The sequence below is a fragment of the Variovorax glucosi genome, from assembly GCF_051216695.1.
Classification (GTDB): domain Bacteria; phylum Pseudomonadota; class Gammaproteobacteria; order Burkholderiales; family Burkholderiaceae_C; genus Variovorax.
This window is the reverse complement of sequence record NZ_JBPJZE010000001.1, coordinates 974,116-998,822: the sequence shown is the minus strand read 5'-3', so window position 1 is coordinate 998,822 and position 24,707 is coordinate 974,116. Positions and strand designations below refer to the sequence as shown.

Below are 24,707 nucleotides of genomic sequence, written 5' to 3'. Positions count from 1 at the left end.
CCTCAAGTTAGTAATAAAGTTCGTTAAAACATACACTTTGAGTGATGTTTTACACACATTTCGCATTCAAACATAAAAAAAAGCCAGTCGGATGACGACTGGCGAAAAATCTGCGGTTGTCCGATTTAACCCATCGGACAAGATGTTCGCGATCAGTTGATCGACAGCTGATGTACCTTGTTTATCGGCACCAGCTTGCCGAGCTTTAGGGTCAGGACACCGTTTTCGAGCTTTGCTTCGCTGACGGCGGCGTCGATCTCCTGCGGCAGCTCGTAGACTTTCTTCACGCGCCGCTTGGCTTCGGGTTTGCTTTCGATGCGGACACAAGCACCTTCGATGCCAATGCTGAGGTCGTCGCGTGAAAGCCCCGGCACGTCTAGCGACAGGGTCCAGCTCTTTTCATCCTGCTCGACCTCCGGCACCGACTGCGGACCGGACAGGAGGGCGCCGTTGACGAAGCGCTCGAAGTTGCGATCCGACGCGCGTGGAACGAAATGGGCGGTGCGGAATTCGGGTGCGAAGAACATGAAAGGCTCCAAAAAGGATTGAAAACAATCGGGACAAGCGTGTCCCGTACACTGCGCGGCCCTTCACTATCGAGTGCCGCTTGCCATCCCATCTAGGCCTGCCGGCAAGCGTTTCAAGACAATGAACCAGCGCTTTCTTTCTCGCCGCAAGACCTTGAAATTTGCGGCCACGGCGCTATGCGCGACAGCCGCTTTCCAGGTTTCCCGGATCGTCCATGCGGCCCAGGCGCAGCCCGAGATCGCCGGCGGCAACGCACCCATCAAGCTGGCCCTGATCGAAAGCATGAGCGGCCCTTTCGCCAATACCGGTGAGGCCGTTTTCCGAAACGTCCTCTGGGCCGTGGAACGCGTCAACGCTCGTGGCGGCATCAGGCTGCCCGGCGGCGCACGTCGGCTGGAAATCGAGCGCTACGACAGCAAGGGCCAGAACGAAGAAGCACTGTCCGCCCTGCGCGCAGCCATGGATGACGGCGCGCGCATCGTGCTGCAAGGCAATTCGTCGGCGACGGCTGCGGCGCTGCTCGATGCGATCGACAAGAACAACGCACGCGATCCGTCGCGCCGCGTGATCTTCCTGAACTATTCGGCTGTCGATCCGGTGCTCACCAACGAGCGCTGCAGCTTCTGGCACTTCCGTTTCGACGCCCATTCCGACATGCGCGTGACGGCGCTGATGGACGTGGTCAAGGACGACGCGGCGCTCAAGCGCGTCTACCTGATCGGGCAGGATTACAGCTTCGGTCAGTCGGTGCTGCGCGAATCGAAACGCCAGCTTGGCGCGCTGCGACCCGATGTGCAGGTCGTCGGCGAGGAGCTGCATCCGATGGGACGCGTGAAGGATTTCGCGCCTTACGCAACCAAGATCCTGGCCAGCGGTGCGCAGGCAGTGGTCACCGGCAACTGGGGCAACGACCTGACATTGCTGGTGAAGGCAGCGCGCGAAGCGGGTTTCAACGGCACTTTCTACACGTTCTACGGCAATGCGCTGGGCGCCCCGGCCGCCATCGGCGATGCCGGCATCGGCCGCGTGATCGCGGTTGCCGACTGGTTGCCGAACGTGCAGACGCCGCAGTCCGAAGCCTTCTATCGCGAATTTCGCACCCGCTTCCCGAAGGCGTCCGACGATTACGTGCACATGCGCATGCAGCTGATGATCGAAGCGCTGGCGCAGGCTGTTCAGAGTGCCGGCAGCACCGATGCGGTGGCGGTCGCGCGCGCGCTGGAGCGTGCCGACGTGACGCTTGCCGGACAACGCGGCCGCATGCGCGCCGAAGATCATCAGTTCCAGCAGCAACTGGTGGTCGGCGTGATGGATCGGCAGGGTACGCCGGGCGTGAAATTCGACGTCGAAGGTTCGGGGTACGGCTTCCGGGTTTTGAAGACCGTCGCTCCTGAAAAAGCAGAAATGCCCACCAGCTGCAAGATGCAGCGCCCTTGAGGAAAAACATGCGTCAAGCCATTCAGGATCTCGAAGCCTCCAGGATTCGCGAAGTCGCGAATGCCGGTATCGGACGCGACGACGTGCTCGCGTTCTGGTTCGGAGAAAGCGACGAAGGAACACCGGACGTCGTGCGTCAGGCGGCCATCGAGTCGCTAGAGCGCGGCGAAACCTTCTATTCCCACAACCTCGGATTGCCCGAATTGCGGGAAGCGGTCGCGCGCTACATCGGCGCGTTGCATCCGCCGGTCGACGCGTCGCGCATCGCCATCACATCCGGCGGCGTCAACGCGCTGATGCTGGCTGTGCAGGCACTGGTCGATGCCGGGGACGAGGTCGTTGCAGTGACGCCGGTCTGGCCGAACCTGGTCGCGCAACCCGCCATCATGGGGGCACGCGTGCGCTGCGTTCCACTGCAGCCGGCCGACGGCGAATGGACGCTCGACCTCGACGCCCTGCGTGCCGCGGTCACCCGGGGCACGAAGCTGCTGATCCTCAATGCACCCAACAATCCGACCGGCTGGACGCTCACGCGCGACGAGCAGCGCACCATACTGGATCACTGCCGCAAAACCGGCACCTGGATCCTCGCCGACGAGGTCTATGAAAGGCTCTATTACGAGCCGACACCCAACGGATGCGCGCCGAGTTTTCTGGATATCTCGGCTGCCGACGATCGGCTGGTGGTGGTGCACAGCTTTTCCAAGAGCTTCCTCATGACCGGCTGGCGCCTCGGCTGGCTGGTGATGCCGCCTTCGATGGTGGACGGCATGGGAAAGCTGATCGAGTTCAACACGTCCTGCGCGAGCGTGTTCACCCAGCGTGCCGGATTGGCAGCGCTGGCGCACACCCAGGACATCACGCCGCGCGTGGTCGCCCACCTCAAGTCCTGCCGCGATGTGCTGGTTCCGCTCCTGGCCGCGGTGCCTGGCGTGCAGGTGGCGCCCGCGAAGGGCGGCATGTACGCTTTTTTCAAGCTGGAAGGATTTCCTGACTCGCTCGAAACCGCAAAGCGCCTGGTCGTGGAAGCCGGGCTCGGACTGGCGCCCGGCAACGCTTTCGCTCCGGAAGCGCAGGGCTGGCTGCGTTGGTGCTTCGCGTCGAAAGATCCGCAGCGTCTGGTCGAAGGCGTCGAGCGCCTGAAGAACTGGCTGGCGGCGCAACCGAGCTGAGCTGCTGCGCCGAGCTATAATCCGCGAGCTTTGCATGCTGCAAGGCACACGGTAAGTGCAGTTCCAGCGCCTACCGCAAGTCAATACACCGATATCGGCATCGATATCTCGGAACAAGGAAATCAAAATGATCGCAGCTTCCATCAAGGCCGAAGTCGTCAAAGACAACGCCCGCGCCGCCAACGACACGGGTAGCCCAGAAGTGCAAGTCGCACTGCTGACCGCTCGCATCAACGAACTCACCCCTCACTTCAAGACGCATGCCAAGGACCATCACGGTCGTCGCGGTCTGTTGCGCATGGTGAGCCGTCGCCGGAAGCTCCTGGACTACCTCAAGTCCAAGGATGCAGAACGCTACACCGCGCTGATCGCCAAGCTGGGTCTGCGCAAGTAAGTCGGATCGCATGAAAAAACGCCTGGGTTAGTCCGCTAGCTCAGGCGTTTTTTACTTCGCGAACCCTAGTTTCGGAGTGCCGCACAGAGCGAAGCTGTGTCATTCCAACGAAATTCAGCTTTCCAGGGCAGAGTTTCGCTGGAATGGCATCGTGTTCTGAAAGCGCTTCGTACCCTGCGGAACGATGCAAGCGTGTTTCTTGCGCCGGTTCGCTTTTCAACAGGAGCAAAACATGAGCCTCTTCAATAAAGTCACCAAGTCGTTCCAATGGGGCGACAAGAAGGTCGTGCTGGAAACGGGCGAAATCGCCCGCCAGGCGAGCGGCGCCGTCGTCGTTGATATCGAAGGTACCGTCGTGCTGGCCACCGTCGTGGCTTCCAAGTCGGCCAAGCCCGGCCAGGACTTCTTCCCGCTGACCGTCGACTACATCGAGAAGACCTATGCCGCGGGCAAGATCCCCGGCAGTTTCTTCAAGCGCGAAGCCAAGCCCAGCGAACACGAAACCCTCACCAGCCGCCTGATCGACCGTCCGATCCGCCCGCTGTTTCCGGAAGGTTTTCTGAACGAAGTGCATGTGGTCATCCACACGCTGTCGCTCAACCCTGAAGTCGATGCAGACATCGCCGCCATGATCGGCGTCAGCGCCGCGCTGTCGATTTCCGGCATTCCGTTCAGCGGCCCGATCGGCGCTGCGCGCGTGGGCTACATCAACGGTCAGTACGTGCTGAATCCGGGTCAGACCGCACGCAAGGATTCGCAGATGGACCTGGTCGTTGCCGGCACCGAAGCGGCCGTGCTCATGGTCGAGTCCGAAGCGCTGCAACTGAGCGAGGAAGTCATGCTCGGCGGCATCGTGTTCGGTCACGAGCAGGCGGCCATCGCCATCAACGCGATCCACGAACTGGTGCGCGACGCCGGCAAGCCGATGTGGGACTGGAAGGCGCCTGCAGAGGACGAAAACTTCGTTGCCAGGATCAACGGCCTGGCCGAAGAAAAGCTCCGCGCGGTCTACCAGATCCGCAGCAAGCAGGCCCGCACGCAGGCCCTGCGCGAAACCACCGCCGGTGTGATGTCGTCGCTGAAGGAAAGCGGCGAGCCGTTCGATTCGGGAAAGGTCAACGATCTGCTGTTTGCGATCGAATCGAAGATCGTGCGCAGCCAGATCCTCGAAGGCGAGCCGCGCATCGACGGCCGCGACACGCGCACCGTGCGCCCGATCGAGATCCGTAACTCCGTGCTGCCACGCACCCACGGTTCGGCCATCTTCACGCGCGGCGAAACGCAGGCGCTGGTCATCACGACGCTCGGAACCGAACGCGATGCCCAGCGCATCGACGCGCTGGCCGGCGAGTACGAAGACCGCTTCCTGTTCCACTACAACATGCCTCCGTTCGCCACCGGCGAAGTCGGCCGCATGGGTTCGACCAAGCGCCGCGAAATCGGCCACGGCCGCCTGGCCAAGCGAGCCCTGGTGGCCGTGCTGCCGAGCAAGGAAGAGTTCCCGTACACGATCCGTGTGGTTTCGGAAATCACCGAATCGAACGGTTCGTCGTCGATGGCTTCGGTCTGCGGCGGCTGCCTGTCGATGATGGACGCCGGCGTGCCGGTCAAGGCGCACGTCGCCGGCATCGCCATGGGCCTGATCAAGGAAGGCAATCGCTTTGCGGTGCTGACCGACATCCTGGGCGACGAAGATCACCTGGGCGACATGGACTTCAAGGTGGCCGGCACGACCGCCGGCATCACCGCGCTCCAGATGGACATCAAGATCCAGGGCATCACCAAGGAAATCATGCAGGTCGCGCTGGCGCAAGCCAAGGAAGCGCGCGTGCACATCCTCGGCAAGATGCAGGAAGCACAGGGTTCGGCCAATACCGAGGTGTCGCAGTTCGCACCGCGCATGACCACGCTGAAGATCAATCCGGAGAAGATCCGCGACGTGATCGGCAAGGGCGGCGCCGTCATCCGCGGCCTGCAGGAAGAAACCGGCACGACGATCAACATCGACGAAGACGGCACCATCACCATCGCGTCGACCGATCCGGAGAAGGCCGAAATCGCCAAGAAGCGCATCGAGCAGATCACGGCGGAAGTCGAAATCGGCAAGGTGTACGAAGGCCCGGTCACGAAGATCCTCGACTTCGGCGCGCTGATCAATCTGCTGCCCGGCAAGGACGGCCTGCTGCACATCAGCCAGATCGCCCATGAACGCGTCGAGAAGGTCACCGACTACCTGAGCGAAGGCCAGATCGTCAAGGTCAAGGTTCTCGAGACCGACGAGAAGGGCCGCGTCAAGCTGTCGATGAAGGCCCTGACCGAGCGTCCGGCCGGCATGGAATTCAGCGAGCGTCCGCGCGAAGACCGTGGCGATCGCGCACCTCGTGGCGACCGCAACGACCGTGGCGACCGCGGTGGCGATCGCACTCCGCGTGGCGACCGTGCGCCACGTTTCGAAGGAAACGACCGCAACGAACGAAACGATCGTGGCGGCGACCAGCAGCAACAGCCGCAGCAGTCCTTCCAGCAGAACCAGCCGATGTCTGCGCCTGTCGAATCGAGCGAGCAGCAGCAGCAGCCGACGCAAGACGGTTTCCGTCGCGACTCGCAGTCCTGATGTCCGTGGCGGCGGAATTCGCCGCTCGGTCTTGTGCAACCGACGTCCCTTCACGGGGCGTCGCAGCCTGGAATATCCATGAAAGCCATTGAGATCGAATCGTTCGGCGCCCCGGAGGTGCTGCGTCTGGTCGATCGTCCGGACCCTGTCTCGGGCGCCGGCGAATTGCTGATTCGGGTTGCAGCCAGCGGCGTCAACCGGCCCGACGTGCTGCAGCGAACCGGCAACTATCCTGTACCGGCGGGCGCATCGGACCTGCCGGGTCTTGAAGTGGCCGGCGTGATCGTTTCGGGTGACGCGCAAGCCATGGCAGAGGCAGGCTTCGCGGTCGGCGACCACGTGTGTGCACTGGTTGCAGGCGGCGGTTATGCATCGCTGTGCGTTGCGCCGGTAGCCCAGTGTCTGCCGGTTCCGAAGGGCTGGAGCGATGTCGAAGCGGCCACGTTGCCGGAGACGTTCTTCACGGTGTGGAGCAACGTGTTCGAGCGCGGACGTCTGCAAAAGGGCGAAACGCTGTTGGTGCAGGGTGGTTCCAGCGGCATCGGCGTCACGGCCATCCAGATCGCCAAGGCGATGGGCGCTACCGTGATCGTCACGGCAGGGAGCGATGAAAAGTGCGCGGCCTGCGTTGCTTTCGGCGCCGACCATGCGATCAACTACAAGACGGCCGATTTCGTCGCGGAGGTCAAGCGCCTCACCGACGGTAAGGGCGTCGACGTGGTGCTGGACATGGTGGCCGGCAGCTATGTGGCGCGAGAAATCGAATGCATGGCCGAAGACGGCCGGCTGGTGATCATCGGCGTTCAGGGCGGCGTCAAGGCGGACTTCAACGCAGGCATGGTGCTGCGGAAACGCCTGGTCGTCACCGGTTCGACATTGCGTCCGAGGCCGGTGGCTTTCAAGGCCGCCATTGCCAGGGCGTTACGCGAAAAAGTATGGCCGCTGCTCGAAAACGGCGCGGTCAAGCATGCGATCCACAGCACTTTCGCTGCGGACAACGGAGCGCTGGGCGGGCCAAGCGGTGCGGCCCAGGCGCACACCCTCATGGAATCCAACCAGCACATCGGCAAGATCGTGCTGAAGTGGTGAACTGGAAAAAACAGAGATGACGACGCGGAAACTGATCGCCGGCAACTGGAAGATGAACGGAAGCCTCGCTGCAAACGAGGCGCTGGTCGCAGCTCTGCTGCAAGGCATAGATGGGGACCCCGGTTGCGACGTGGCCCTGTGCGTGCCAGCGCCTTACTTGTGGCAAGTGCAGGCCTTGACTGCGAATTCGCCGGTGTCCGTCGGTTCGCAGGATGTGTCTGCGCAGACGCATGGCGCTTTCACGGGCGAGAAGTCGGCCGCGATGCTCAAGGACTTCGGCATCCGGTTTGCGATCGTCGGACACTCGGAGCGTCGTCAATACCATGGCGAAACGGACGAAGTCGTTGCGGCAAAAGCGGCGGCGGCGCTGGTGGCCGGCATCACACCCATCGTTTGCGTGGGTGAGACACTGGCAGAACGTGAATCCGGACAGACCGAAGAAGTGGTGAAGCGCCAGCTGGCTGCGGTCATTCATGTCAACGGCCATTGCATCAGCGAGATCGTCGTCGCGTATGAACCTGTCTGGGCCATCGGTACCGGCAAGACGGCCTCTCCGGCGCAGGCCCAGGCCGTGCATGCGCTGCTGCGGGCGCAACTGCATCACGCTGCGAGCGAACACGCTGCCGGTATCCGCATCATCTATGGCGGCAGCATGAACGCCGCCAATGCAGCCGAATTGCTTCAGCAGGCAGATATTGACGGCGGCCTCATCGGCGGCGCCTCGCTCAAGGCGCCCGATTTTCTGCAAATCATTGCCGCGGCGCGTTGAGCGCCGGGCTGTCTCATCTAGGAGTTAATGACAATGAACGTGGTTCTCAATATTCTGGTCGGCGTGCAGATGCTGACTGCGCTGACGATGATCGGTCTGATCCTCGTCCAGCACGGCAAGGGCGCCGACATGGGCGCCGCTTTCGGTAGCGGCAGCGCCGGTAGCCTGTTCGGTGCGAGCGGAAGTGCCAACTTCCTGTCGCGCACGACGGCAGTGCTGGCGGCGGTGTTTTTCGTGACGACGCTCTTGCTGGCTTACTTCAGTCATGCGCAACCCGCCGGCGGCAACAGCCTGCTCGAGCGTGCTGCAATCACTGCGCCGGTGGCTGCACCTGCGCCTGCTGCATCCGGTGCGGCAATCCCTTCGACTTCGGTGCCGACGGCACCGGTCGTGCCTGCATCCGGTGCGGCACAGATTCCGACTAAATAATCTGTACGAATCCGTGCAGTCGCAAAGAGAAACGGCTGTATTTCAGGGTAAACTCTTAAGCTGCACCGGAAAGCCAAAACCCTAACGGGTTCCTCATGCCATCCGGGCAAAAAACCGCGGTCGTGGTGAAATTGGTAGACACGCTATCTTGAGGGGGTAGTGGCGAAAGCTGTGCGAGTTCGAGTCTCGCCGACCGCACCAAATCTCATCGACGGTGAGCAACAACGAAGTTGCTTTCCGTCGATGTCAAGCGGTGATAGAACCCCCTGATGAACCTCGATTCCTACCTTCCCGTCCTGCTGTTCATCCTGGTCGGTATTGCTGTTGGTATCGCACCTCAGGTGCTGGGCTACATTCTTGGCCCGAATCGGCCCGACGCGGCCAAAAACTCCCCTTATGAGTGCGGCTTCGAAGCTTTCGAAAATGCCCGCATGCAGTTCGATGTGCGCTATTACCTTGTCGCCATCCTGTTCATTCTTTTCGACCTCGAGATCGCTTTCCTCTTTCCGTGGGCCGTCGCGCTCAAGGAAGTCGGTGCAACCGGTTTCTGGGCGGTCGTAATCTTCCTGGCGATCCTCGTCGTGGGCTTTGCCTACGAATGGAAAAAGGGCGCACTTGACTGGGAATAGCCGCAAGCCGGCAACAAGGTACAGCCATGGCCATTGAAGGCGTTTTCAAAGAAGGCTTCGTCACCACGTCCTACGACTCGGTGGTGAATTGGGCAAAGACCGGTTCGCTGTGGCCCATGACTTTCGGTCTGGCCTGCTGCGCGGTCGAGATGATGCATGCCGCCGCCGCGCGCTACGACATCGGTCGCTTCGGCGCCGAAGTCTTCCGCGCCAGCCCGCGACAGTCGGATCTCATGATCGTCGCTGGCACGCTGTGCAACAAGATGGCCCCTGCGCTTCGCAAGGTCTATGACCAGATGGCGGAGCCACGCTGGGTGTTGTCGATGGGCTCTTGCGCCAACGGCGGCGGGTACTACCACTACAGCTATTCGGTCGTGCGCGGTTGCGACCGAATCGTGCCGGTCGATGTGTATGTGCCGGGTTGCCCGCCAACGGCCGAAGCCCTGATCTACGGAATCATCCAGCTGCAGCAGAAGGTCCGCCGCACCAACACCATTGCTCGCGCCTGAACGGGACGGACCATTCATGACAGTTTTTGCGATCGATCCCGCCGTCCTGAAGGACACTCTGACGCTGGCACTTGGCGACAAGGTCAAGAGCATCTCTCTTGCACTCGGCGAAGTGACGGTGACGCTGAAGGCGGCTGATTATCTGGCTGCCATGCAGATCCTGCGCGACGCGCCCGAATGCAAGTTCGAGCAGCTTGTGGATATCTGTGGTGTCGACTATTCGGCGTATCGCGACAGCGAGTGGGAAGGTCCGCGCTATTGCGCCGTGTCTCACCTGCTGTCGGTGAGTCTGAACCAGCGTGTTCGCGTCAAGGCGTTCTGCCCCGATGACGACTTTCCGGTGCTTCCGTCGGTCATGCACCTCTGGAGTTCGGCCAACTGGTTCGAGCGCGAGGCGTTCGACCTCTATGGCATCGTTTTCGAAGGTCACGAAGACCTGCGCCGCATCCTCACCGATTACGGCTTCATCGGTCACCCTTTCCGCAAGGATTTTCCGCTGTCCGGACATGTGGAGATGCGCTACGACCAGGATCTGAAACGCGTCGTCTATCAGCCCGTCACGATCGAGCCGCGCGAAGTCACGCCCCGGATCATCCGCGAAGAAAACTACGGTGGCCTAAAGTGATGTGTTGCACGTTCGTCGCAGACTTCGCCTGAACGCCTGAGTAAAAGACATGGCTGAAATCAAGAACTACACGCTCAATTTCGGGCCTCAGCATCCTGCCGCCCACGGCGTGCTGCGCCTCGTGCTCGAACTGGACGGCGAAGTCGTACAGCGCGCCGATCCGCACATCGGATTGCTCCACCGCGCGACCGAGAAGCTGGCCGAGGGCAAGACATACATCCAGTCGCTGCCGTACATGGACCGTCTCGACTATGTGTCGATGATGAGCAACGAACACGCGTACTGCCTGGCTATCGAAAAGCTGCTGGGCCTCGAGGTGCCGATTCGTGCGCAATATATCCGGGTGATGTTCGCCGAGATCACGCGCCTGCTGAACCATCTGATGTGGCTCGGTTCGCACGGCAACGACTGCGGAAGCTCGACGATCCTGATCTATGCGTTCCGCGAACGCGAAGATCTGTTCGACGTCTACGAAGCGGTTTCGGGTGCGCGCATGCATGCGGCTTATTTCCGTCCGGGCGGCGTGTATCGCGACCTGCCGGATTCGATGCCGCAGTACAAGGTCAGCAAGATCAAGAACGCCAAGGCGCTGGCGCGGATGAACGAGAACCGTCAGGGTTCGGTGCTGGATTTCATCGATGACTTCACGAAGCGTTTCGTGAAGCACATGGAGGAATACCACACGTTGCTCACCGACAACCGCATCTGGAAGCAGCGCACGGTCGGCATCGGCGTCATGACGCCGGAGCGCGCGCTGAATCTCGGCCTCACCGGTCCGATGCTGCGTGGTTCGGGCATTGCCTGGGATCTGCGCAAGAAGCAGCCGTACGACGTGTACGACAAGATGGATTTCGACATCCCGCTCGGCAAGACCGGTGATTGTTATGACCGCTACCTGGTGCGCATGGAAGAGATGGTTCAGTCGAATCGAATCATCAAGCAGTGCGTCGACTGGCTGCGCGTGAATCCGGGTCCCGTGATTACCGACAACCACAAGATCGCCGCGCCTGCCCGTGAGTCCATGAAGGGCAACATGGAAGAGCTGATCCACCACTTCAAGCTGTTCACCGAAGGCTTCCACGTGCCGGAAGGCGAGGCCTACGCAGCTGTGGAGCATCCGAAGGGCGAATTCGGCATCTATCTGGTCAGCGATGGTGCCAACAAGCCTTATCGACTGAAGATCCGCGCGCCCGGATTCGCACATCTCGCTGCGCTCGACGAGCTGACGCGCGGACACATGATCGCGGACACCGTTGCCGTGATCGGTACCCTGGACATCGTTTTCGGAGAGATCGACCGATGAGTACGACCCACACGGTGAACGAAATGCTGGCTTCCGTGGCGCTGAGCCAGTCCACCATGGACCGCTTTGCACGCGAAGTCTCCAAATATCCGGCCGAGCAGGCGCAGTCCGCCGTGATGGCCTGTCTGGCAATCGTCCAGCAGGCGCATGGCTACGTCAGTCTCGACCACGAGAAGGTCATTGCCGACTATCTGGGCATGCCGCAGATCGCCGTGCACGAAGTCACGACCTTCTACAACATGTACAACCAGCATCCGACAGGGCGCTTCAAGCTGAACGTCTGTACGAACCTGCCTTGCCAGTTGCGTGATGGCGTGACTGCGCTGGTGCATCTCGAGAAGAAGCTGGGCATCCAGATGGGCGGCACAACCGCCGATGGCATGTTCACGCTGCAGCAGAGCGAATGCCTCGGTGCGTGTGCCGATTCGCCGGTGATGCTGGTGAACGACCGCACGATGTGCAGTTTCATGAGCAACGAAAAGCTCGACCAGCTCGTCGACGGCCTGCGCGCGTCGGTGAGCGGTTCGGTGCAAGGAGCAAATTGATGTCTCCCGAACAAGTCCTCTCGCAATTCCAGGCGACCGGTGTCCAGACCTGCTTCCACGATCGGCACATCGGTGCGCAGATCTACGCCGGACTTGACGGCACCAACTGGCGTCTGGCCGACTATGAAGCACGTGGTGGTTATCAGGCGCTGCGCAAGATTCTGACCGAAGGCTTGACGCCCGATCAGGTGATCGCCGAAGTGAAGGCGTCGGGCCTTCGCGGTCGCGGCGGCGCGGGTTTTCCGACGGGTCTGAAGTGGAGCTTCATGCCCCGCCAGTTCCCGGGCCAGAAGTACCTCGTCTGCAATTCCGACGAAGGGGAGCCTGGAACCTGCAAGGATCGCGACATCCTGCAATTCAACCCGCACATCGTGATCGAAGGCATGGCCATCGCTGCCTACGCGATGGGCATCAGCGTGGGCTACAACTACATCCACGGCGAGATATTCACGTCCTACGACCGCTTCGAGGAAGCTCTGGAGGAAGCGCGCGCGGCCGGTTATCTGGGCGATGCCATCATGGGCAGCGCATACAACTTCCAGCTGCATGCGGCCCACGGCTTCGGTGCATACATCTGCGGCGAAGAAACTGCGCTGCTCGAATCGCTCGAAGGCAAGAAGGGACAGCCGCGCTTCAAGCCACCGTTCCCTGCAAGCTTCGGCCTGTACGGCAAGCCCACGACGATCAACAACACCGAGACTTTCGCTGCGGTGCCCTGGATCATCCGCAACGGCGGTCCGGCATACCTCGAATGCGGCAAGCCGAACAACGGCGGCACGAAGATCTATTCGGTCAGCGGCGACGTCGAACTGCCGGGCAACTACGAAGTGCCGATGGGCACGCCCTTCAGCAAGCTGCTCGAACTCGCCGGCGGTGTGCGCAAGGGCCGTCAGCTCAAGGCAGTGATCCCGGGTGGATCGTCTTCGCCGGTGCTTCCCGCCAAGGTCATCATGGACTGCACGATGGACTACGATTCCATCGCCAAGGCCGGCTCGATGCTGGGTTCCGGCGCCGTCATCGTGATGGACGACAGTCGCTCGATGGTCGAATCGCTCAAGCGTCTTTCCTACTTCTACATGCACGAGTCGTGCGGTCAGTGCACGCCTTGCCGTGAAGGCACGGGCTGGCTGTGGCGCGTGGTCGACCGCATTCATGGCGGACAAGGCAAGGCGACCGACATGGACCTGCTCAATTCCGTTGCAGACAACATCCAGGGCCGCACGATCTGTGCGCTCGGCGACGCTGCGGCGATGCCGGTGCGCGCCATGATCAAGCATTTCCGTCACGAGTTCGAAGCGCTGATACCGGGCCATGCGCCCCAAGCGCCCGCCAAGGCCTGAGCGCTGCTGGAAAACACATATGGTTGAAATCGAACTCGACGGCAAGAAGGTCGACATCATCGAAGGCAGCATGATCATGCATGCGGCCGAGAAGGCGGGGACATACATCCCGCACTTCTGTTATCACAAGAAATTGAGCATCGCGGCGAACTGCCGGATGTGTCTTGTCGACGTGGAAAAGGCGCCGAAGCCGATGCCGGCCTGCGCGACGCCGGTGACGCAGGGGATGGTCGTTCGCACCAAGAGCGAAAAAGCGATCAAGGCGCAGCAGTCGGTGATGGAGTTCCTGCTCATCAATCATCCGCTCGACTGCCCGATCTGCGACCAGGGTGGCGAATGCCAGCTTCAGGATATCGCTGTCGGATATGGCGGCTCTTCTTCGCGTTACGAAGAAGAGAAGCGTGTCGTGTTCCACAAGGATGTCGGCCCGCTGATCAGCATGGAAGAAATGAGCCGCTGCATCCATTGCACGCGCTGCGTCCGCTTCGGCCAGGAAGTGGCTGGCGTGATGGAGCTCGGTATGATCCATCGTGGCGAGCATTCCGAGATTACGACCGTGGTGGGCGAGACCGTCGACTCCGAACTGTCGGGCAACATGATCGACATCTGCCCGGTCGGTGCGCTCACCAGCAAGCCGTTTCGCTACAGCGCCCGCACTTGGGAGCTGTCGCGCCGCAAGTCGGTGAGCCCGCACGATTCGACCGGTGCCAACCTGATCGTCCAGGTCAAGAACAACCAGGTGATGCGCGTCGTTCCGCTCGAGAACGAAGACGTCAACGAATGCTGGATCGCCGATCGCGATCGCTTCTCCTATGAATCGCTCAACGGCGACGAGCGCCTGACCCAGCCGATGCTGAAGCAGGGCGGTCAATGGCAGTCCGTCGACTGGCAGACGGCGCTCGAATACGTGGCCAACGGCCTGCGCCAGATCAAGACCGACCATGGCGCTTCTGCCATCGGCGCACTGGTCAGCCCGCACAGCACGCTTGAAGAACTCACGTTGGCGGGCGCTCTGGTTCGTGGCCTCGGCAGCGAAAACATCGACTACCGCCTGCGAAATGCCGATTTCACGACGAGCAGCGGCATCCGCTGGCTCGGAACTTCCATCGCGTCGCTTTCGAATCTACAGCGCGTACTGGTTGTCGGATCGAACCTGCGCAAGGACCATCCGCTGTTCGCGCAGCGCATCCGTCAGGCCGCACGCAAGGGTGCGGCGGTCAGCGTGATCGCATCCGAAGCCGAACTGGCATCGCCCGAAGCGTGGGCAATGCCGCTCGCAAGCGTGACGACCGTCGCCGCTGGCGGCTGGGCGCAAGCGCTTGCGGACGTGGCCACAGCCATCGGTGCGGAGAAGGGCGTCGATGCGCCGGCCAAGGGCAATGCAAGCGACGATGCCAAGGCTTTCGCGAAGTCGCTGATCGGCGGCGAGCGCAAGGCGATCCTGCTGGGCAACGCGGCCGCTCACCATGCGCAGGCTTCGCAATTGCTGGCGATCGCTCAATGGATCGGTGCGCAAACGGGTGCCAGCGTCGGTTATCTGACCGAGGCAGCGAATACCGTCGGCGCGCAGTGGGCTGATGCCGTGCCGGGTGCTGGCGGACTCAATGCAGCACAGATGTTGTCCGGTGGCTTGAAGGCGGTTCTGCTGCTGAACAACGAGCCAGAGTTCGACTCGGCTGCCGGCGCGAAGGCGTCCGCAGGACTGGAGCACGCACAGATGGTCGTGACATTGAGCCCGTTCAAGGCCAATCTCGCCTTCAGCGATGTGCTGCTGCCGATCGCGCCGTTTTCGGAGACGCCCGGTACGTTCGTGAATGCAGAAGGGCGCGTCCAGAGTTTCCACGCGGTGGTGAAGCCGCGCGGTGAAGCGCGTCCGGCCTGGAAGGTGATTCGCGTGCTGGCCAATCTTCTCGGTCTGCAGGGCTTCGATTTCGAATCGTCCCAGGATGTGCTGGCGCACGTTCGCGGTGCGGTCGACAAGAGTGCAACTCACGTACCCGCGGATCGTCTGAACAACGCTTCCACGGTTGCCATCGATCTCGCAGCAACAGCGGATCCAGTCGCGACGCCGGTCGTCGCGCGAATCTATGAGCTGGACGGACTCACCCGCCGTGCGCCGTCGCTGCAACTGACGGCCGATGCACGCGGCAGTTCGCATGCAGCGTTCGGTGTTCCGCTGGGTCAGCAGATCGCGCAAGTCGAGGTGACCGCATGATCGATTCCATCTACGGTTTCGGCCGCGGTCTGATTGCGGCCAACTGGTGGACAGTCGGCGGCTGGCCGGTGATCTGGTCGCTGATCAAGATCATCTGCGTGCTGCTTCCGCTGCTTGGCGCCGTCGCCTATCTGACGTTGTGGGAACGCAAGTTCCTCGGCTTCATCCAGGTGCGTCACGGCCCCAACCGTGTCGGACCGTTCGGTCTGCTGCAGCCGATCGCCGATGCCGTCAAGCTGCTGACCAAGGAAATGATCAGCCCGTCGGCTGCCAGCCCCGGTCTGTTTCGCCTCGGCCCGATCATGGCCATCATGCCGGCGCTTGCTGCGTGGGTAGCGATTCCGTTCGGACCGGAAGCGGTTCTGGCCAATGTCAATGCCGGTCTGCTGCTGATCATGGCAATCACCTCGATCGAGGTCTACGGCGTGATCATTGCCGGCTGGGCATCGAATTCGAAGTACGCCTTTCTAGGTGCCTTGCGCGCATCGGCTCAGATGGTGAGCTACGAAATCGCAATGGGCTTCTGCCTGGTCGTGGTGATCATGGTGTCGGGCAGTCTGAACCTCGGTGACATCGTCGCGGTGCAAGGCAAGGGGATGGGCGCCGACCTGGGTCTGGGTTTCCTGTCGTGGAACTGGTTGCCGCTGCTGCCGATTTTCGTGGTCTACGTGATCTCCGGCGTGGCCGAAACCAACCGCCATCCGTTCGACGTGGTCGAAGGCGAAGCCGAAATCGTGGCCGGTCACATGGTCGAGTACTCGGGCATGGGCTTTGCGATCTTCTTCCTGGCCGAGTACGCCAGCATGTGGCTCGTCTCGATCCTCGCGGCGCTGATGTTTCTCGGCGGATGGCTGTCGCCGATCGGCTTCCTCGACTTCATTCCGGGCTGGATCTGGCTGGGCGCCAAGACCTTCTTCGTGGTCTCGCTGTTCATCTGGATTCGCGGTACTTTCCCGCGCTTCCGCTACGACCAGATCATGCGTCTGGGCTGGAAGATCTTCATTCCGGTCACCCTGGTGTGGCTGCTGGTGGTCGGGGGCTGGATGCAGACGCCCTGGAACATCTGGAAATAAGCGGAGCTATACAAGATGTCGGCTGTTGTTGCCTCCCCATCCTCGTTTTCGGTCAAGGACTTCCTCAAGAGCTTCATGCTCACCGAGTTGTTCAAGGGCATGGTCCTGACCGGACGTTATGCGTTCAAACGCAAGATCACGGTCCAGTTTCCAGAAGAGAAGACACCGCTGTCGCCGCGTTTTCGCGGCCTGCATGCGCTGCGTCGCTATGAAAATGGCGAAGAGCGCTGCATTGCCTGCAAGCTTTGCGAAGCCGTGTGTCCTGCGGTGGCGATCACGATCGAGTCCGACGTGCGCGAAGACGGCTCACGCCGTACCACGCGCTACGACATCGATCTGACGAAATGCATCTTTTGCGGCTTCTGCGAAGAGAGCTGCCCGGTCGATTCGATCGTCGAAACGCACATCCTCGAGTACCACGGCGAAAAACGCGGCGATCTGTACTTCACCAAGGACATGTTGCTTGCCGTCGGCGACCGCTACGAACCCGAGATCGCAGCCGCCAAGGCTGCCGACGCGAAATACCGTTAACGGCAGACGCCCTCAAAAGAAAAGATCCATGGACGTCAAGACAGGCTTCTTCTACGTGTTCTCGCTCGTGCTGCTTTTTGCGGCATTCCGAGTCGTCACCGCGCGCAATCCCGTGCACGCCGTGCTTTACCTCATGCTTGCGTTTTCGCAGGCTTCCGCAGTCTGGTTGCTATTGCAGGCCGAGTTCCTGGCCATCGTGCTGGTTCTCGTCTATCTCGGTGCCGTGATGGTGCTGTTTCTGTTCGTAGTGATGATGCTCGACTTGAACGTAGACAGTCTGCGACAGGGTTTTTGGAAGCACTTTCCGCTCGCGGCGCTGGTCGGTGTGGTCATCGCCCTCGAAATGGCCTATGTGCTGATGGGCGGCTTCCGCAGCGTCCCGGTCACGCCCATGCCGGGCGACATCGCGCAGCTGTCGAACACCAAGGCGCTCGGCATCCTGCTCTACACCGAGTATCTGTATCCGGTGCAGATCGCTGCCGTGATCCTGGTGGTTGCCATGATCGCAGCCATCGCACTGACGCTGCGCCAGCGCAAGGACACCAAGTTCGTCGACGTCAGCACGCAGATTCACGTCAAGGCGCGCGATCGCCTCAGTGTGGTGAAGGTCGATGCGACACGGGCGGCGCCACCTGCACCACCCGCAGCATCAGTTGAAGTTCCTGCGGAGAAGAAGCCATGACGTTGACACTCTCCCACTACCTGACGCTGGGCGCGATCCTGTTCGCGATGTCGGTGATCGGCATTTTTCTGAACCGCAAGAACCTGATCGTCCTGCTGATGTGCGTCGAGCTGATGCTTCTCGCGGTCAACATGAACTTCGTCGCGTTCTCCCACTATCTGGGTGACATGCACGGACAGATCTTCGTGTTCTTCATCCTGACGGTGGCTGCGGCCGAATCGGCCATCGGCCTGGCTTTGCTGGTGCTGCTGTTCCGCAACAAGTCGAACATCAACGTCGACCAACTGAATTCGCTCAAGGGATAACGAGTCAAGCCATGAGCGCAACCCTCTCTGCATCGATGCTGCTGGCCGTACCGCTGGCACCCCTGGTCGGCGCCACGCTGGCCGGCCTGTTCGGCACCAAGTTCGGCGGCGATCACCTCGGCCGCAAGGTCACGCATTCGCTGACCATCCTCGGCGTGCTGGTCGCCTTCATCATCTCGGCGATGACGCTGAAGAGCGTTGTCGTCGACGGCGCGCGATTCAATGCGACGCTGTACGAATGGATGGTCGTCGGCGGCCTGAAGATGGAAGTTGGCTTCCTGGTCGACGGCCTGACCGCCATGATGATGTGCGTCGTGACCTTCGTGTCGCTGATGGTCCACATCTACACCATCGGCTACATGGAAGAAGACGAGGGCTACAACCGTTTCTTCGCGTACATCTCGCTGTTTACGTTCTCGATGCTGATGCTCGTCATGAGCAACAACATGCTCCAGCTGTTCTTCGGCTGGGAAGCGGTGGGCCTGGTGTCCTATCTGCTGATCGGCTTCTGGTACAACAAGCCGACCGCGATCTTCGCGAACATGAAGGCGTTCCTGGTGAACCGCGTGGGTGACTTCGGATTCATCCTCGGCATTGGCCTGATCGCGGCGTATGCCGGCACGCTGAACTACGGCGAAGCATTCGCGAAGGCAAACACGCTGGCCGGCATCACGTTCCCGGGCACCGAATGGATGCTGGTGACGGTGATCTGTATCTGCCTGTTCATCGGCGCGATGGGCAAGAGCGCGCAGTTCCCGCTGCACGTCTGGCTGCCGGATTCGATGGAAGGCCCGACCCCTATCTCGGCGCTGATCCACGCAGCGACGATGGTGACCGCCGGCATCTTCATGGTGGCTCGCATGTCGCCACTGTTCGAGCTGTCGGATACCGCACTGTCGTTCATCATGGTGATCGGTGCGATCACGGCGCTGTTCATGGGCTTCCTGGGCATCATCCAGAACGACATCAAGCGCGTGGTCGCGTATTCAACGCTGTCGCAGCTTGGCTACATGACGGTCGCGCTCGGCGCTTCGGCCTATTCGGTCGCCGTGTTCCATCTGATGACGCACGCATTCTTCAAGGCGTTGCTGTTCCTCGGTGCCGGCTCGGTGATCATCGGCATGCATCACAACCAGGACATCCGCTGGATGGGCGGCGTGCGCAAGTACATGCCGATCACGTGGATCACGTCGCTGCTGGGTTCGCTGGCGCTGATCGGCACGCCGTTCTTCTCGGGTTTCTACTCGAAGGACAGCATCATCGAAGCAGTGCACGAGAGCCATCTGTGGGGCTCCGGTTTTGCCTATTTCGCAGTGCTGGCCGGTGTTTTCGTGACCGCGTTCTATTCGTTCCGCATGTACTTCCTGGTGTTCCACGGGAAGGAACGCTACGACCAGAATCCCGATGCGCATCACGATGACCACGGCCATGATGCGCACGATGCTCATGACGCCCACGGTTCGCACGGTCATGACAGCCATGCTCACAAGCCGCACGAGTCTCCGCTGGTCGTCTGGCTGCCGCTCGTGTTGCTCGCGATCCCGTCTGTGATCATCGGTTTCTTCACCATCGACGCGATGCTGTATGGGGATTTCCTCAAGGATGCGATCTCGTTCAATCTCGACAAGCATCCTGCGATGCGCGAGATGGCCGAAGCGTTCCACGGTCCGGTCGCGATGGCGATCCATGGCCTGAGCACCGCGCCGTTTTGGCTGGCAGTCGCCGGTGTCGCGCTGTCTTATTACATGTACGTGATCAACCCGGCACTGCCGGCTGCGATCAAGCGCGGTTTCAGTCCCGTCTATCGCTTGCTCGAGAACAAGTACTACCTCGACTGGATCAACGAGAACATCGTTGCACGCGGTGCGCGTGCACTCGGCACCGCTTTCTGGAAGGGAGGCGACCAGGCCGTGATCGACGGCGCCATCGTGAACGGTTCATGGAGAACGATCGGCCGTATCGCCGGGTTGGTGCGTCGGGCGCAATCCGGCTTCATCTACCACTATGCGATGGCGATGCTGTTGGGCATCTTCGTGCTCATGACGTATTTCGTCTGGTTCAACAAATAAGCGTTTCGCTGGAGAAGAATAAAAATGGGTTTGTTGAGCCTCGCCATCTGGGTTCCGATCGTGGTCGGCGGCCTGCTGTTGGCTTTCGGTCGGGATGACCGTGCGAACGTCACGCGCTGGGTCGCACTGGCGGGTTCCATCGTCGGTTTCCTCGTCACGATTCCGCTTTACACACGATTCCAGCTCGGTACGTCTGCGATGCAGTTCGTCGAGAAACACAGCTGGATCCAGCGTTTCAACATCAACTATCACGTGGGCGTCGACGGACTGTCATTGTGGATGGTGTTGCTGACGGCCTTCATCACCGTCATCGTCGTGATCTCGGCATGGCAGGTGATCACGGAGCGCGTGAACCAGTACATGGGCGCATTCCTGATCCTGTCGGGGCTGATGATCGGCGTGTTCGCTGCGCTCGACGGCCTGCTGTTCTACGTGTTCTTCGAAGCCACGCTGATTCCGATGTACCTGATCATCGGTATCTGGGGCGGCTCGAACAAGATCTACGCCGCGTTCAAGTTCTTCCTCTACACGCTGCTCGGCTCGCTGCTGATGCTCGTCGCGCTGATCTACCTCTACAACAAGTCGGGTGGCAGCTTCGACATCGCGGCCTGGCACAAGCTGCCGCTCGCGGCGAGTGCGCAGACGTTCCTGTTCTTCGCGTTCTTCTCGGCATTCGCCGTCAAGGTGCCGATGTGGCCGTTCCACACCTGGCTGCCCGACGTGCACGTCGAGGCGCCAACCGGCGGCTCGGCCGTGCTGGCCGCGATCATGTTGAAGCTCGGCGCTTACGGCTTCCTGCGTTTTTCGATGCCGATCGCGCCCGACGCATCGCGCGAATGGGCCTGGCTGATGATCGCGCTGTCGCTGATCGCCGTCATCTATGTCGGCCTCGTCGCGCTGGTGCAGAAGGACATGAAGAAGCTCGTCGCTTATTCGTCTGTCGCGCACATGGGCTTCGTGACGCTCGGCTTCTTCATCTTCAACGACCTCGGCGTTTCGGGCGGCATCGTTCAGATGGTGGCGCACGGCTTCGTGTCTGCTGCGATGTTCCTGGGCATCGGCGTGCTTTACGACCGCATGCATTCCCGTCAGATCGCGGACTACGGCGGCGTGGTCAACACGATGCCCAAGTTCGCGGCATTCGCATTGCTGTTCGCGATGGCCAATTGCGGCCTGCCGGGTACGGCTGGATTCGTCGGTGAATGGATGGTGATTCTGGGTGCGGTTAAGGCGAACTTTTGGGTCGGCCTGGGTGCCGCCAGCGCGCTGATCTTCGGTGCTTCCTACACGCTTTGGATGTACAAGCGCGTGTACCTGGGCCCGGTCGGTAACGACCACGTCAAGGAACTGAAGGACCTCAACGGTCGCGAATTCCTGATCATGGCAATCCTCGCGATCGCCGTGCTGTGGATGGGCGTCTATCCGAAGCCCTTCACCGATGTGATGGATGCGTCCGTGAGCGACCTGCTTCGCCATGTGGCGATGTCGAAGATCCCAGGCTGACCCGAGAGACAGAGAACGAGATGATTGACAAACTCAGCCTGATAACGATCTACCCGGAAATCGTGTTGCTGGTCATGGCCTGCATCATTGCCCTGGTCGACCTGTCCACCACAGACGCACGCCGCAACCGCACCTATGTGCTGACGCTGCTAACGCTGGCGGTTGTCGCTTTCCTGACCGGCATGAACGCGGTCAACGGCCAGACGATCTACGGTTTCGGCGGCATGGTCGTGAATGACCCGATGGGCAATTGGCTCAAGTGCTTCGCGACCATCGCATTGATGGTCAGCCTGGTCTATGGCCGACCCTACGCGGGCGACCGCGGCATGCTGCGCGGCGGCGAGATCTTCACGATCAGCATGTTCGCGTTGCTCGGCATGTTCGTGATGATCTCCGGCAGCAACTTCCTGCTGATCTACCTCGGACTCGAACTGCTGACGCTGTCGAGCTACGCGCTGGTCGCACTGCGCCGCGACGACGCGACTGCCAGCGAAGCCGCGATGAAGTATTTCGTGCTCGGCGCGATGGCCAGCGGTTTCCTGCTTTATGGCCTGTCGATGATGTATGGCGCGACCGGTTCGCTGGACGTCAACGAAGTGTTCAAGGCGATCTCGAGCCGTCAGGTCAATCACCAGGTCCTGGTGTTCGGCCTGGTGTTCATCGTCGCCGGCCTGGCTTTCAAGGTCGGTGCCGCCCCGTTCCACATGTGGGTGCCCGACGTCTACCAGGGCGCGCCGACCGCGGTCACGCTGCTCATCGGCGCAGCACCCGAACTGGCGGCTTTCGGCATCATCATCCGCTTGCTGGTGGAAGGCATGCTGCCGCTGGCAATCGACTGGCAGCAGATGCTGGCGGTGCTGGCGATTGCGTCGCTCGTTGTCGGCAATCTGGCCGCGATCGCGCAGACCAATCTGAAGCGGATGCTGGCCTACTCGACCATTGCCCAGATGGGCTTCATGCTGCTCGGTCTGGTGGCGGGCGTGGTCAACGGCAACAGCTACAACGCCGAGTTCGCGTACAGCGCGGCGATGTTCTATGTCGTGACCTACGTGCTCACCACGCTGGCGAGCTTCGGCATCATCCTGCTGCTCGCACGCGAGGGCTTCGAGAGCGAGGACATCGTCGATCTGGCGGGTCTCAACCAGCGCAGCCCGCTCTACGCCGGCGTGATGGCGGTGGCGATGTTCTCGCTGGCCGGCCTGCCGCCGCTGGTCGGCTTCTATGCCAAGCTGGCCGTACTGCAGGCGTTGATCGCTTCCGGTCAGGCGATCTACATCGGTCTTGCCGTGTTCGCGGTGATCATGTCGCTGATCGGTGCGTTCTACTACCTGCGGATCGTCAAGGTCATGTACTTCGACGCACCGACGATCACGACGCCTGTGTCGGCACCGCGCGATGTGCGCGCCGTGCTGACGCTCAACGGTGCGTTGATCCTGATCCTCGGCATCGTTCCCGGCGGCCTGATGACGCTTTGCGCGCAGGCCATCGTGGCAACGTTGGCCAAGTAAGCCGCAAGCGGCCTGAGCGACTCGAGCGGAGTGACGCAAACGGTTTCCGTCTGGGTGGTGCTGCTGCTGGCTTTTGTCGCGGCTAATCTGCCGTTCGCCAACGAACGGCTGATGGCCGTCGTTCCCCTCAAGTCGACGACGAAGCCGCTCTCGATTCGCATCGGCGAACTTCTGGTGTTCTACGTGTTGTCGGGCGCGGTCGGTTTTCTGTTCGAACGTCGCGTCGGCCAGATCGCGCCGCAGGGCTGGGAGTTCTACACGGTCACCGGCGCACTTTTCATCGTGCTGGCATTTCCGGGTTTCACCTGGCGCTATCTGCTCAAACACAGGAAACAACGCACATGACGAATCAGCGCACGGCGAATCCGGCGGAATCGCATCTGGTCGAAAAGAAGGTCAGCGGCGAAGTGCTGGTAAAAGGCAACTTCCTTCACGCCTGTCGCGATACCGTGCGACTTCCCGATGGGGCGACGGCCACGCGTGAATATGTGATTCATCCTGGCGCGGTGGTGGTGATTCCGCTGCTGGACAACGGGGACGTCGTGCTGGAGCGCCAGTTCCGATATCCCGTCGCGCAGGTGATGACAGAGTTTCCGGCAGGCAAGCTGGACGCCGGCGAAGATCCGCTGTTGTGCGGCCAGCGCGAACTGCAGGAAGAAACCGGCTACACCGCCGACGAATGGGCCTACGCCGGGCTGATGCATCTGGCGGTCGCCTATTCGACGGAAATCATCCACGTGTACTTCGCCCGGGGCCTTTCGCTCGGGGAACGGAAGCTGGACGATGGCGAGTTCGTCGATGTTTTCACGGCCAGCCCGGAAACGCTGTCCGGATGGTGCTGCGATGGTACCGTGACCGACGCGAAAACGCTCACATGCATGCTCTGGCTGCAGAACGTCCGGACCGGCGCTTGGTTGCTCGACTGGCAGGCAGCCTGATCGCTGGCTCGCCGCCGATAATCGGCGCATGAAGGTTCTCGATCTCCGCTGCGTGCAAGGCCATGGCTTCGAGGGCTGGTTCGCGTCCGGCGATGCGTTCGAATCGCAGCTTTCCAGTGGATTGGTCGAGTGTCCGGTTTGCGGCGAGAGGAACGTGGTCAAACTTCTGGCTGCGCCCAGACTCAACCTCAGCGGCGCCAAGGCGCCGCCCGCATCGCAGACGACCGCCACGCCGGACGCCGGAACGCACGTCGGCTCGTCGGTCGACGACAACTCTCACGCTGCTCAATGGATGCGCGCGGTCCGGGAGGTCATGGCAAGGACGGAAGACGTCGGCGAGCGTTTCGCCGACGAAGCGCGAAAGATGCACTACGGCGAGACCGAAGAGCGCGGCATCCGCGGCCGCGCTACCCGGGCCCAGGCCGAAGCGCTGGTGGAGGAGGGCATCGACGTCATGCCCTTGCCGGTGCCCGATGCGCTAAAGGAAACGCTTCAGTAGC

General features: G+C 61.3%; 25 protein-coding genes and 1 tRNA gene. 25 read left to right on the top strand and 1 reads right to left on the bottom strand.

The window, feature by feature from the left end:
* Positions 1 to 152: 152 nt before the first annotated feature.
* The gene (locus ACSFA3_RS04775; protein WP_435504241.1) at positions 153 to 527 is read right to left on the bottom strand and encodes an Hsp20/alpha crystallin family protein; all 375 of its coding nucleotides are present in this window, start codon (positions 525 to 527) and stop codon (positions 153 to 155) included.
* Positions 528 to 648: 121 nt separating this feature from the next.
* On the opposite strand from ACSFA3_RS04775, the gene ACSFA3_RS04770 reads away from it, so the two are divergent.
* The 25 genes from ACSFA3_RS04770 (at position 649) to ACSFA3_RS04650 (ending at position 24,706) form a co-directional block, all read left to right on the top strand.
* The gene (locus tag ACSFA3_RS04770) at positions 649 to 1,965 is read left to right on the top strand and encodes a branched-chain amino acid ABC transporter substrate-binding protein (protein ID WP_435504240.1); all 1,317 of its coding nucleotides are present in this window, start codon (positions 649 to 651) and stop codon (positions 1,963 to 1,965) included.
* 8 nt (positions 1,966 to 1,973) lie between these two features.
* Positions 1,974 to 3,137 carry a pyridoxal phosphate-dependent aminotransferase gene (locus ACSFA3_RS04765; protein WP_435504239.1) on the top strand — a complete coding sequence of 388 codons (1,164 nt, stop codon included), beginning with the start codon at positions 1,974 to 1,976 and terminating at the stop codon, positions 3,135 to 3,137.
* A gap of 127 nt (positions 3,138 to 3,264) precedes the next feature.
* Complete coding sequence (rpsO, locus tag ACSFA3_RS04760; RefSeq protein WP_056579564.1) at positions 3,265 to 3,531, top strand: 30S ribosomal protein S15; 267 nt, start codon at positions 3,265 to 3,267, stop codon at positions 3,529 to 3,531.
* A 232-nt stretch (positions 3,532 to 3,763) separates the two neighbouring features.
* Positions 3,764 to 6,145 carry a polyribonucleotide nucleotidyltransferase gene (gene pnp / locus ACSFA3_RS04755; RefSeq protein WP_435504238.1) on the top strand — a complete coding sequence of 794 codons (2,382 nt, stop codon included), beginning with the start codon at positions 3,764 to 3,766 and terminating at the stop codon, positions 6,143 to 6,145.
* Positions 6,146 to 6,223: 78 nt separating this feature from the next.
* Positions 6,224 to 7,234 (top strand): NAD(P)H-quinone oxidoreductase, encoded by a 1,011-nt coding sequence (locus ACSFA3_RS04750; RefSeq protein ID WP_435504237.1) that lies wholly within the window; start codon positions 6,224 to 6,226, stop codon positions 7,232 to 7,234.
* A 16-nt stretch (positions 7,235 to 7,250) separates the two neighbouring features.
* A complete protein-coding gene (gene tpiA / locus ACSFA3_RS04745; RefSeq protein ID WP_435504236.1) occupies positions 7,251 to 8,003 on the top strand; it encodes a triose-phosphate isomerase in 753 nt (250 codons plus the stop codon).
* Positions 8,004 to 8,036: 33 nt separating this feature from the next.
* A complete protein-coding gene (secG, locus tag ACSFA3_RS04740; protein ID WP_435504235.1) occupies positions 8,037 to 8,432 on the top strand; it encodes a preprotein translocase subunit SecG in 396 nt (131 codons plus the stop codon).
* Between the two features lie 116 nt (positions 8,433 to 8,548).
* Positions 8,549 to 8,633: transfer RNA gene (locus tag ACSFA3_RS04735), tRNA-Leu, on the top strand.
* 68 nt (positions 8,634 to 8,701) lie between these two features.
* Positions 8,702 to 9,061, top strand: coding sequence for an NADH-quinone oxidoreductase subunit A (locus tag ACSFA3_RS04730; RefSeq protein WP_435504234.1), 360 nt, complete (start codon positions 8,702 to 8,704; stop codon positions 9,059 to 9,061).
* A gap of 26 nt (positions 9,062 to 9,087) precedes the next feature.
* Entirely contained in the window at positions 9,088 to 9,570 is a 483-nt protein-coding gene (locus ACSFA3_RS04725) for a NuoB/complex I 20 kDa subunit family protein (protein WP_140839331.1), read from the top strand.
* A gap of 16 nt (positions 9,571 to 9,586) precedes the next feature.
* Positions 9,587 to 10,195 carry an NADH-quinone oxidoreductase subunit C gene (locus ACSFA3_RS04720; protein WP_435504233.1) on the top strand — a complete coding sequence of 203 codons (609 nt, stop codon included), beginning with the start codon at positions 9,587 to 9,589 and terminating at the stop codon, positions 10,193 to 10,195.
* A 49-nt stretch (positions 10,196 to 10,244) separates the two neighbouring features.
* Entirely contained in the window at positions 10,245 to 11,498 is a 1,254-nt protein-coding gene (locus ACSFA3_RS04715) for an NADH-quinone oxidoreductase subunit D (protein ID WP_435504232.1), read from the top strand.
* Positions 11,499 to 11,521: 23 nt separating this feature from the next.
* Positions 11,522 to 12,043 carry an NADH-quinone oxidoreductase subunit NuoE family protein gene (locus ACSFA3_RS04710; protein ID WP_435504956.1) on the top strand — a complete coding sequence of 174 codons (522 nt, stop codon included), beginning with the start codon at positions 11,522 to 11,524 and terminating at the stop codon, positions 12,041 to 12,043.
* Positions 12,043 to 13,383, top strand: a complete 1,341-nt coding sequence (gene nuoF, locus ACSFA3_RS04705; RefSeq protein WP_435504231.1) for an NADH-quinone oxidoreductase subunit NuoF — start codon at positions 12,043 to 12,045, stop codon at positions 13,381 to 13,383. The genes ACSFA3_RS04710 and nuoF overlap by 1 nt, the downstream gene beginning before the upstream one ends.
* A 19-nt stretch (positions 13,384 to 13,402) precedes the next feature.
* Positions 13,403 to 15,598: an NADH-quinone oxidoreductase subunit NuoG gene (gene nuoG, locus ACSFA3_RS04700; protein ID WP_435504230.1), complete on the top strand. Its 2,196-nt coding sequence runs from the start codon at positions 13,403 to 13,405 to the stop codon at positions 15,596 to 15,598.
* Entirely contained in the window at positions 15,595 to 16,671 is a 1,077-nt protein-coding gene (gene nuoH, locus ACSFA3_RS04695) for an NADH-quinone oxidoreductase subunit NuoH (RefSeq protein WP_435504229.1), read from the top strand. Before nuoG ends, nuoH begins: the two co-directional genes overlap by 4 nt.
* 15 nt (positions 16,672 to 16,686) lie before the next feature.
* A complete protein-coding gene (gene nuoI / locus ACSFA3_RS04690; protein ID WP_435504228.1) occupies positions 16,687 to 17,202 on the top strand; it encodes an NADH-quinone oxidoreductase subunit NuoI in 516 nt (171 codons plus the stop codon).
* Positions 17,203 to 17,230: 28 nt separating this feature from the next.
* Positions 17,231 to 17,884 (top strand): NADH-quinone oxidoreductase subunit J, encoded by a 654-nt coding sequence (locus ACSFA3_RS04685; protein WP_435504227.1) that lies wholly within the window; start codon positions 17,231 to 17,233, stop codon positions 17,882 to 17,884.
* Complete coding sequence (nuoK, locus tag ACSFA3_RS04680) at positions 17,881 to 18,189, top strand: NADH-quinone oxidoreductase subunit NuoK (RefSeq protein ID WP_435504226.1); 309 nt, start codon at positions 17,881 to 17,883, stop codon at positions 18,187 to 18,189. The genes ACSFA3_RS04685 and nuoK overlap by 4 nt, the downstream gene beginning before the upstream one ends.
* A gap of 11 nt (positions 18,190 to 18,200) precedes the next feature.
* Complete coding sequence (nuoL, locus tag ACSFA3_RS04675) at positions 18,201 to 20,258, top strand: NADH-quinone oxidoreductase subunit L (protein WP_435504225.1); 2,058 nt, start codon at positions 18,201 to 18,203, stop codon at positions 20,256 to 20,258.
* Positions 20,259 to 20,282: 24 nt separating this feature from the next.
* Positions 20,283 to 21,761 (top strand): NADH-quinone oxidoreductase subunit M, encoded by a 1,479-nt coding sequence (locus ACSFA3_RS04670; protein ID WP_435504224.1) that lies wholly within the window; start codon positions 20,283 to 20,285, stop codon positions 21,759 to 21,761.
* Positions 21,762 to 21,781: 20 nt separating this feature from the next.
* Positions 21,782 to 23,269, top strand: a complete 1,488-nt coding sequence (gene nuoN, locus ACSFA3_RS04665; RefSeq protein WP_435504223.1) for an NADH-quinone oxidoreductase subunit NuoN — start codon at positions 21,782 to 21,784, stop codon at positions 23,267 to 23,269.
* Between the two features lie 30 nt (positions 23,270 to 23,299).
* A complete protein-coding gene (locus ACSFA3_RS04660) occupies positions 23,300 to 23,614 on the top strand; it encodes a DUF2818 family protein (RefSeq protein WP_435504222.1) in 315 nt (104 codons plus the stop codon).
* A complete protein-coding gene (locus ACSFA3_RS04655; RefSeq protein ID WP_435504221.1) occupies positions 23,611 to 24,207 on the top strand; it encodes an NUDIX domain-containing protein in 597 nt (198 codons plus the stop codon). The genes ACSFA3_RS04660 and ACSFA3_RS04655 overlap by 4 nt, the downstream gene beginning before the upstream one ends.
* A gap of 28 nt (positions 24,208 to 24,235) precedes the next feature.
* Positions 24,236 to 24,706, top strand: a complete 471-nt coding sequence (locus ACSFA3_RS04650; protein ID WP_435504220.1) for a DUF1178 family protein — start codon at positions 24,236 to 24,238, stop codon at positions 24,704 to 24,706.
* The last annotated feature ends 1 nt before the right edge of the window (position 24,707 follow it).

Bases quoted from the DNA above. Each gene is read 5' to 3' on its own strand.
- nuoF (WP_435504231.1), top strand. From the start codon at position 12,043: ATGTCTCCCGAACAAGTCCTCTCGCAATTCCAGGCGACCGGTGTCCAG.
- ACSFA3_RS04775 (WP_435504241.1), bottom strand. From the start codon at position 527: ATGTTCTTCGCACCCGAATTCCGCACCGCCCATTTCGTTCCACGCGCG.
- nuoH (WP_435504229.1), top strand. From the start codon at position 15,595: ATGATCGATTCCATCTACGGTTTCGGCCGCGGTCTGATTGCGGCCAAC.
- ACSFA3_RS04730 (WP_435504234.1), top strand. From the start codon at position 8,702: ATGAACCTCGATTCCTACCTTCCCGTCCTGCTGTTCATCCTGGTCGGT.
- ACSFA3_RS04750 (WP_435504237.1), top strand. From the start codon at position 6,224: ATGAAAGCCATTGAGATCGAATCGTTCGGCGCCCCGGAGGTGCTGCGT.
- nuoN (WP_435504223.1), top strand. From the start codon at position 21,782: ATGATTGACAAACTCAGCCTGATAACGATCTACCCGGAAATCGTGTTG.
- ACSFA3_RS04770 (WP_435504240.1), top strand. From the start codon at position 649: ATGAACCAGCGCTTTCTTTCTCGCCGCAAGACCTTGAAATTTGCGGCC.
- secG (WP_435504235.1), top strand. From the start codon at position 8,037: ATGAACGTGGTTCTCAATATTCTGGTCGGCGTGCAGATGCTGACTGCG.
- ACSFA3_RS04685 (WP_435504227.1), top strand. From the start codon at position 17,231: ATGGACGTCAAGACAGGCTTCTTCTACGTGTTCTCGCTCGTGCTGCTT.
- nuoK (WP_435504226.1), top strand. From the start codon at position 17,881: ATGACGTTGACACTCTCCCACTACCTGACGCTGGGCGCGATCCTGTTC.
- nuoI (WP_435504228.1), top strand. From the start codon at position 16,687: ATGTCGGCTGTTGTTGCCTCCCCATCCTCGTTTTCGGTCAAGGACTTC.
- ACSFA3_RS04655 (WP_435504221.1), top strand. From the start codon at position 23,611: ATGACGAATCAGCGCACGGCGAATCCGGCGGAATCGCATCTGGTCGAA.
- pnp (WP_435504238.1), top strand. From the start codon at position 3,764: ATGAGCCTCTTCAATAAAGTCACCAAGTCGTTCCAATGGGGCGACAAG.
- tpiA (WP_435504236.1), top strand. From the start codon at position 7,251: ATGACGACGCGGAAACTGATCGCCGGCAACTGGAAGATGAACGGAAGC.
- rpsO (WP_056579564.1), top strand. From the start codon at position 3,265: ATGATCGCAGCTTCCATCAAGGCCGAAGTCGTCAAAGACAACGCCCGC.
- ACSFA3_RS04720 (WP_435504233.1), top strand. From the start codon at position 9,587: ATGACAGTTTTTGCGATCGATCCCGCCGTCCTGAAGGACACTCTGACG.
- nuoL (WP_435504225.1), top strand. From the start codon at position 18,201: ATGAGCGCAACCCTCTCTGCATCGATGCTGCTGGCCGTACCGCTGGCA.
- ACSFA3_RS04670 (WP_435504224.1), top strand. From the start codon at position 20,283: ATGGGTTTGTTGAGCCTCGCCATCTGGGTTCCGATCGTGGTCGGCGGC.
- ACSFA3_RS04715 (WP_435504232.1), top strand. From the start codon at position 10,245: ATGGCTGAAATCAAGAACTACACGCTCAATTTCGGGCCTCAGCATCCT.
- ACSFA3_RS04710 (WP_435504956.1), top strand. From the start codon at position 11,522: ATGCTGGCTTCCGTGGCGCTGAGCCAGTCCACCATGGACCGCTTTGCA.
- ACSFA3_RS04725 (WP_140839331.1), top strand. From the start codon at position 9,088: ATGGCCATTGAAGGCGTTTTCAAAGAAGGCTTCGTCACCACGTCCTAC.
- ACSFA3_RS04650 (WP_435504220.1), top strand. From the start codon at position 24,236: ATGAAGGTTCTCGATCTCCGCTGCGTGCAAGGCCATGGCTTCGAGGGC.
- ACSFA3_RS04765 (WP_435504239.1), top strand. From the start codon at position 1,974: ATGCGTCAAGCCATTCAGGATCTCGAAGCCTCCAGGATTCGCGAAGTC.
- nuoG (WP_435504230.1), top strand. From the start codon at position 13,403: ATGGTTGAAATCGAACTCGACGGCAAGAAGGTCGACATCATCGAAGGC.